This window comes from Bacillus sp. 196mf, assembly GCF_003217275.1.
Taxonomy (GTDB): Bacteria; Bacillota; Bacilli; order Bacillales; family Bacillaceae_G; genus Bacillus_A; species Bacillus_A thuringiensis_S.
The window spans coordinates 264,241-270,560 of sequence record NZ_QJTG01000004.1 but is presented as its reverse complement, the minus strand read 5'-3'; the positions used below and the strand labels follow the sequence as shown (position 1 = coordinate 270,560).

The following is a 6,320-nucleotide window of genomic DNA, read 5'->3' as shown; positions in this document are numbered from 1 at the left end:
AACTTGAACTAACTCCTGTTCTTGTTCAGGGGATAATTTACGTGGTGCTCCTGTTGATTGTCCCATGATTAAGCCATCTAATCCTTTTTCTTTATAAGCATTCACATAATTATAAATCGTTTTTTCAGAACGACCGATCATGTTCATAATTTCTTTTATAGAATAGCCTTGTACATAGAAATAGATCGTTTGATAACGTTCATACATGCGTTTATTTTTAGTCGTTTTCATTGCTACAAGTAGGTTCTCTTTTTCGTTTTGATGTGCATTTGTCATTTGGCTCCGCTCCATTTGTCGATAAGTGTTACGTATATATTTCGACAAATAGTAGCTGTAACCTTTTAATTCAACTTATATATATCTTCATAAATAGATTTTTCTACATCAGGAAGAACTGTGTATATACTCTTACCGATTAAAGCTTCTAATTCTTTCTTAATCGCATAAAACCCTTTCCAATGTAAAGATGTATGAGATGTTGTACCATGACGCAAACCAACAGAAATTAATCTTCTTTCCAGCGTAGTAAAGCCATCCGCATCAGCAAGAGCGTCACAAAGAGTAATTACTTTATTATATAAGTCGTAGTTACTATGTTCATTCAATATTGCAACTAATCGGCTTTTCATATGGTCAGGAACGAGACTCCATTCCGCTGCGATATCTATATGTTCATTTTTACAGGGAAATGAGTGTGTCACACAAATAATGGCGTTTCCTGTATATCCTAAATCATTCATATACATATAACCATCATAGGAATGAATGACCGATTTGGTAAAACCTTTGTATCTTCCGATATCATGCAAAAGGGCAGCGTTATATGCTATGTCAGCATCTAGCTTGTACCCTTTTTTTATAAGTTCTATAATTATGTTTTCAGTTGCATGAGCAACATGTAGTGAATGTTCAAACCAAGGGCCCGGGTTTTGTTCATATGCCCATTCGAGTAATTCTTTTGCGTACGTTCTATCTAATATATATTTCATATCGTTATCCTTTCAAAAAAAATCATATCTTAATATAAATTCATCTTATTATTTCATTATTCCTTCTTTAAAAATTGTTACAATGAAACAAAAGGGGGAAAAGTAATGCGAAATTTAGTAATTGAAGAAATTAAGAAACTAGAAAATGATATGGAAGAACTTTCGAAACTTTTGAAAATGGTTGTAAATGATGGGGCATCAATTGGTTTTTTGCCTCCACTGGAACAAAAAGACGCAACAAAGTATTGGCAAACAGTATTAGCGCCAGAAGTGATATTGTATGTGGCTAAAATAAACAACGAAGTAGCAGGGAGTATTCAATTACAATTAGTTACAAAGCCTAACGGAATTCATAGAGCCGAGATTTGTAAATTAATGACTCATCCAAACTTTAGACGTAACGGTATTGGACGATCGCTTATGCAAAAAGCAGAGGAACGAGCAAAGCAAGAAAACAGGTCTCTTTTAGTATTAGATACTAGAGAAGGAGATCCTTCCAATAAATTGTACAAATCACTAGACTACCAAGAAGTTGGAACAATACCAGGGTATGCAATTTCTCCGAATGGAAAGTTAGATGCTACGGTTATTTATTATAAAAACATTTAAGGTATAATCAAACGGGGAGAGTGCTTAATTATTAGTAAGTGAATAATAAACGACTATTTTTAACACAGTCTATATTTTTCTGGCGGTGTTAAAATAGTTAATTATAATCTAATTAACGCACTAAATGAATTTGAGAAAGTTTTTAGAGGGTTCTTTTAGTAATGATTCTCGTCTTATAATAAATGTAGAGAAGATGACTAGGCAACTATAGTTATTTTCGCTTTATTATTGGAAGGGGATGAAAGAATGAAAACGAATAGTTTACAAAAGATGAAGAAAGTTATTTTAAGTGGTGGCGTATTACTTACGGGATTATTAACATTTGGATTTTCAGAAAAGGCTTCAGCTCATGGATATGTAGAATCACCAGCGAGCCGATCTTATTTATGTAAGCAAGGGGTAAATGTAAATTGTGGACCGATTCAATATGAACCACAAAGTGTAGAAGGGATAGGTGGATTTCCGCAACTAGGACCTTCTGATGGACAAATTGCAGGGGCTGGTCATTTTCCTGCGTTAGATGTTCAAACTGTAGATAGGTGGAAGAAAGTTACGTTAAATGGCGGAACGAATACATTCAAGTGGAAACTTACGGCTCCTCATAGTACAAAAGAGTGGAAATATTATATTACGAAAAAAGGTTGGAATCCAAATAAACCTTTAACGCGATCAGATTTAGATTTAGTGCCATTCTATGTGAAAAATGACGGTGGAGCTAGACCAGGGACAACAGTAACGCACGAAGCAAATGTACCAACTGACCGTAGTGGATACCATCTTATTTTAGCTGTTTGGGAAATTGCAGACACTGGAAATGCGTTTTATCAAGTTATAGATGTAAACCTTTTGAATAATGGCTTAGCTTCAAATTTCGCTTTTAACAACGTAGTGCAAACTCCTACACTATTTTAATTGAAACATATATTTCGATCATCTAATTCATTTTAGATGATTTTTTTTATGAAAATGATGAAAAATATAGAAGAAAGTGCAATTATTTATAAAAAAATATGCTTTAAATATTGTCATATTTGCTTCTTTAAGATATCCTTTTCATGAAGAGGTGGAAAACATGGAAAAAGTACTAGTTTTCGGGCATAAAAACCCAGATACAGATGCAATTTGTTCTGCAATTGCTTATGCAGAATTGAAAAAAGAATTAGGAATGAATGCTGAGCCTGTACGTTTAGGCGAAATCAGCGGTGAAACTCAATTTGCGTTAGACTATTTTAAAGTAGAAGGACCGCGTTTTGTTGAGACAGTAGCAAGCGAAGTGGACAACGTTATTTTAGTTGACCATAACGAGCGTCAACAAAGTGCTAACGATATCGAATCAGTTCGTGTGTTAGAAGTTATTGACCATCACCGTATTGCTAACTTTGAAACAAGCGATCCTATATACTATCGTTGTGAGCCAGTTGGCTGTACAGCTACAATCTTAAACAAAATGTACAAAGAAAATGGCGTAACAATTCGTAAAGAAGTTGCAGGTTTAATGTTATCTGCAATTATTTCAGATTCTTTACTATTCAAATCTCCAACTTGCACAGAACAAGACGTAGCAGCTGCTCGTGAATTAGCGGAAATCGCTGGTGTAGATGCTGATAGCTATGGCTTAGAAATGTTAAAAGCTGGTGCTGACTTAAGCGGAAAAACAATGGAGCAATTAATCTCTCTTGACGCTAAAGAATTCCAAATGGGTAATGCGAAAGTTGAAATCGCACAAGTAAACGCTGTTGATACAAACGACGTTCTTGTACACCAAGCGGAACTTGAAAAAGTAATCTCTGCAGTATTAGAAGAGAAAGGTTTAGACCTATTCTTATTCGTTGTAACTGATATCTTAACTAACGATTCTGTCGGTCTTGCGATCGGTAAAGCAGCAAACGTTGTTGAGAAAGCATACAACGTATCACTAGAAAACAACACAGCTACTTTAAAAGGTGTTGTATCTCGTAAAAAACAAATCGTACCAGTATTAACAGAAGCATTCCAAGCTTAATTTTATTGAGTACACATAAACAGCAAGGACAAGTAGTCAGATTGGCTACTTGTCCTTTTTTATCTCTAAAAAACAGAAAATTAAAAACGGGAGGATTGTGTATGTTGAATGATTTGGAGAGTAAATTACAGTCACTTTTAGAGCGAAATATTACGTCGGTTTCAGAATTAGAGAGCTGGCTTTCGGAGGAGCTGCGTTTAAACGCAGAAATAGAAGAAGAGTTAACGATTAATTTAATCGCTATGTATAGAGATACAAAAGATAGTAATATACGTGATATACATATGTATAACCAAAATGAAATTCAGCCACTTTTAAAAAGATACAATGCAAAATTTGACCAGAAATTTAGAGATTGTCCGTTTTCTGATTTATTAGATGAGCAGAAATATGGATTTATGAAAAAAGCAAGATTTGTGAAGAGTGAAATGTTTAATGAAAAGAACATAGCGCTTTCCGTTAAAGAGCAAGAACTTATTACGAAATATAGAGAAATAATGTCTAACATATCTATTAATTGGGAAGGCGAGCAAAAGACGTATGCATACGTAAAAGCAAGGATAGATAACCCAAATAGAGCTATTCGTGAAAAAGCTTGGTACGCTTTATGCGAAGCAAGAAGTATAGTAAAAATAGAAATAGATTGTATTATGAAGGAACTCGTACAATTGCGGAATCAGATGGCTTTAAATGCAGGGTTTAATAATTATAGTGAGTATGCCTTTAAACAAAAAAATAGAGATTACAGTATTGAAGATTGTTATAAGTTTCATGAGTCGATAGAAAAGTGTGTTGTACCAATTTGGAAACAGTTAGGAAGTCTTTTTAAAAAGAATCTTGATGTAAAAACGTATCGTCCTTGGGATCTTGCTCCTTGTAATTTGCAAAAATCTTCATTTGAAAATTACATTGATTTATTGGATGGGGTTGAAGAAATGTTTCGGAAGACAGATTCATGTTTTCATGAGGAATTTACTCATATAAGGGAAGCGGGATTAATTGACGTACAAGAACGGAAAAATAAAGCATCAGGAGCTGCTTGCTTTACCTTACCTCATAGTAAAGACGTTTTTATTTATTCTAATTTTAGTCCTTCATTTTATGCAATTCATGCATTAATACATGAATTGGGGCATGCATTACATTTTCATAAACAATTTAACAATGAAAGTAGTATGCAGGAAAGATACCTTCGTGAAGAGGTGGCGGAACTTTATTCCCTTAGCCTGGAGTTATTATTAATGGATAAGCTTACTATTTTTTATACGCAAGAGGATGATTATAAAGAAGTACAGCGAGTTCAATTATATCGTACTTTATCGTTATTAATATCGTCAGTTTCAGGAGATGTATTCCAGCACTGGCTTTATACAAATCCAAATCATTCACCAGAAGAGCGAGATGAGAAATATATTGAACTATGTAAAAGGTATCAATATTCATCAGTTGATATTGCAGGAGTAGAGAATGAAATTGGTTCTAGTTGGTTCGAGTCATTTCACTTTGTTCAGTTTCCTTTTTATAAAATTGAATATGCAATTGCGCAAATAGGAGCGATTCAATTGTTTCAAATTTATCGAGAGAATCCGGAACAAGCGATTACTTTCTTTAAAGAGGGAGCGAGTTCAGATTGGAATTTATCTATACAGGAAATATATAAAAATACAGGTGTTGCGTTTGACTTTTCGGAAGAAAGGATACAAAGTACTGCAAGGGCTATTTTAGATTTGATTAACGAATTAAAATAAGGATAGCGTTAGCTATCCTTATAATTGTTTATTCGTAAGATTTTTTCTTGTTTATATAAAATGTGATTATCGCAGTAATGAAGAAAATAGGTATCGCATACACTTGCCCAACAAATAACTTCCAGCCGACATAATTGTAGCCTTCAGATGCTGGGATGATAACGGAAATAACACAAACGATAAAATAGACTAATAGTGCAGGGATAATAGTTTTCATTTTTACGAACCTCCTTTTTAATTTTTATTAATACATCATAATATTACAATTTATTTTTATTATTTTGAAGAAAAAAAGAAAAAATTTTTATGGTATTATAATATTTGCATTGAGAGTGATCCATAGTACTTATATGGTAAAATGTGTAATTAAAACTTTCAGAATTATTATATAGTATTTCGAGAGAAAAATGTACAAAATAATGGATTTTATTTATTGAAGTAAAGGGAGTAGAAATATATATGAAAAGGCTATGTATAATTCCATGTGGAAAAAAGAAAATCTGGGATAAGCATTCAAACTACGGACCGATGGAAGCAAAAGATGTATATATTAGTCCGTTCGGAAAAGCATGTCAGGCGTACGCATCCATGTTTTTCGAAAACTGGGTTATATTATCAGCGAAACATGGATTTTTAAGGCCAAATGATATTGTATTAAAAAACTATGATCTTGCATTTGATTCAAAAAGCGATGAGGTAATAAGTATAGAGAAATTACAAAAACAGATGGTAGATAAAAGTTTACTACAGTTTGACGAAATCGTCTTACTAGCAGGGAAGAAGCATAAAAAAGTAGTGACAAAGTTATATCCAGAAGAAATGATTACATATCCGCTAGAGGAGTGTAAAGGAATTGGGTATATGTTGCAGAGGTTAAAAGAGGCAGTGAAGGAGGAGGCGGAAATATAGGTATAGTTTCGGTCACCATGATCTTAAACTTTATTTAGGGAACTTAAAAGTAAAATAGAGTTT

The 6,320-nt window shown here is 33.4% G+C and carries 8 protein-coding genes; 5 read left to right on the top strand and 3 right to left on the bottom strand.

The window, feature by feature from the left end:
* Both ATL10_RS09785 and ATL10_RS09780 read right to left on the bottom strand, forming a co-directional pair.
* Positions 1–276, bottom strand: a 276-nt coding sequence (locus tag ATL10_RS09785; RefSeq protein WP_181419322.1) for a helix-turn-helix domain-containing protein, incomplete at its 3' end; no start/stop codon positions are given.
* Positions 277–341: 65 nt separating this feature from the next.
* The gene (locus ATL10_RS09780; RefSeq protein WP_110496815.1) at positions 342–989 is read right to left on the bottom strand and encodes an HD domain-containing protein; all 648 of its coding nucleotides are present in this window, start codon (positions 987–989) and stop codon (positions 342–344) included.
* Between the two features lie 105 nt (positions 990–1,094).
* Between ATL10_RS09780 and ATL10_RS09775 the strand changes: the two genes are divergently transcribed.
* From ATL10_RS09775 to ATL10_RS09755, 4 genes are all read left to right on the top strand, one after another.
* Complete coding sequence (locus tag ATL10_RS09775) at positions 1,095–1,598, top strand: GNAT family N-acetyltransferase (protein ID WP_001245255.1); 504 nt, start codon at positions 1,095–1,097, stop codon at positions 1,596–1,598.
* 246 nt (positions 1,599–1,844) lie between these two features.
* Positions 1,845–2,510 (top strand): lytic polysaccharide monooxygenase, encoded by a 666-nt coding sequence (locus tag ATL10_RS09770; RefSeq protein WP_086421820.1) that lies wholly within the window; start codon positions 1,845–1,847, stop codon positions 2,508–2,510.
* Positions 2,511–2,670: 160 nt separating this feature from the next.
* The gene (ppaC, locus tag ATL10_RS09765) at positions 2,671–3,600 is read left to right on the top strand and encodes a manganese-dependent inorganic pyrophosphatase (protein WP_086421821.1); all 930 of its coding nucleotides are present in this window, start codon (positions 2,671–2,673) and stop codon (positions 3,598–3,600) included.
* A 101-nt stretch (positions 3,601–3,701) separates the two neighbouring features.
* Complete coding sequence (locus ATL10_RS09755) at positions 3,702–5,348, top strand: M3 family oligoendopeptidase (RefSeq protein ID WP_086387399.1); 1,647 nt, start codon at positions 3,702–3,704, stop codon at positions 5,346–5,348.
* Positions 5,349–5,376: 28 nt separating this feature from the next.
* Here ATL10_RS09755 and ATL10_RS09750 read toward each other — a convergent pair whose 3' ends face one another.
* Positions 5,377–5,565, bottom strand: coding sequence for a DUF4017 family protein (locus ATL10_RS09750; RefSeq protein WP_110496813.1), 189 nt, complete (start codon positions 5,563–5,565; stop codon positions 5,377–5,379).
* A gap of 242 nt (positions 5,566–5,807) precedes the next feature.
* Between ATL10_RS09750 and ATL10_RS09745 the strand changes: the two genes are divergently transcribed.
* The gene (locus tag ATL10_RS09745; protein ID WP_098566595.1) at positions 5,808–6,257 is read left to right on the top strand and encodes a DUF6884 domain-containing protein; all 450 of its coding nucleotides are present in this window, start codon (positions 5,808–5,810) and stop codon (positions 6,255–6,257) included.
* Positions 6,258–6,320: the final 63 nt, after the last annotated feature.

Coding starts and splice junctions, on each gene's coding strand:
- ATL10_RS09780 (WP_110496815.1), bottom strand. CDS start 989: ATGAAATATATATTAGATAGAACGTACGCAAAAGAATTACTCGAATGG.
- ATL10_RS09775 (WP_001245255.1), top strand. CDS start 1,095: ATGCGAAATTTAGTAATTGAAGAAATTAAGAAACTAGAAAATGATATG.
- ATL10_RS09770 (WP_086421820.1), top strand. CDS start 1,845: ATGAAAACGAATAGTTTACAAAAGATGAAGAAAGTTATTTTAAGTGGT.
- ppaC (WP_086421821.1), top strand. CDS start 2,671: ATGGAAAAAGTACTAGTTTTCGGGCATAAAAACCCAGATACAGATGCA.
- ATL10_RS09755 (WP_086387399.1), top strand. CDS start 3,702: ATGTTGAATGATTTGGAGAGTAAATTACAGTCACTTTTAGAGCGAAAT.
- ATL10_RS09750 (WP_110496813.1), bottom strand. CDS start 5,565: ATGAAAACTATTATCCCTGCACTATTAGTCTATTTTATCGTTTGTGTT.
- ATL10_RS09745 (WP_098566595.1), top strand. CDS start 5,808: ATGAAAAGGCTATGTATAATTCCATGTGGAAAAAAGAAAATCTGGGAT.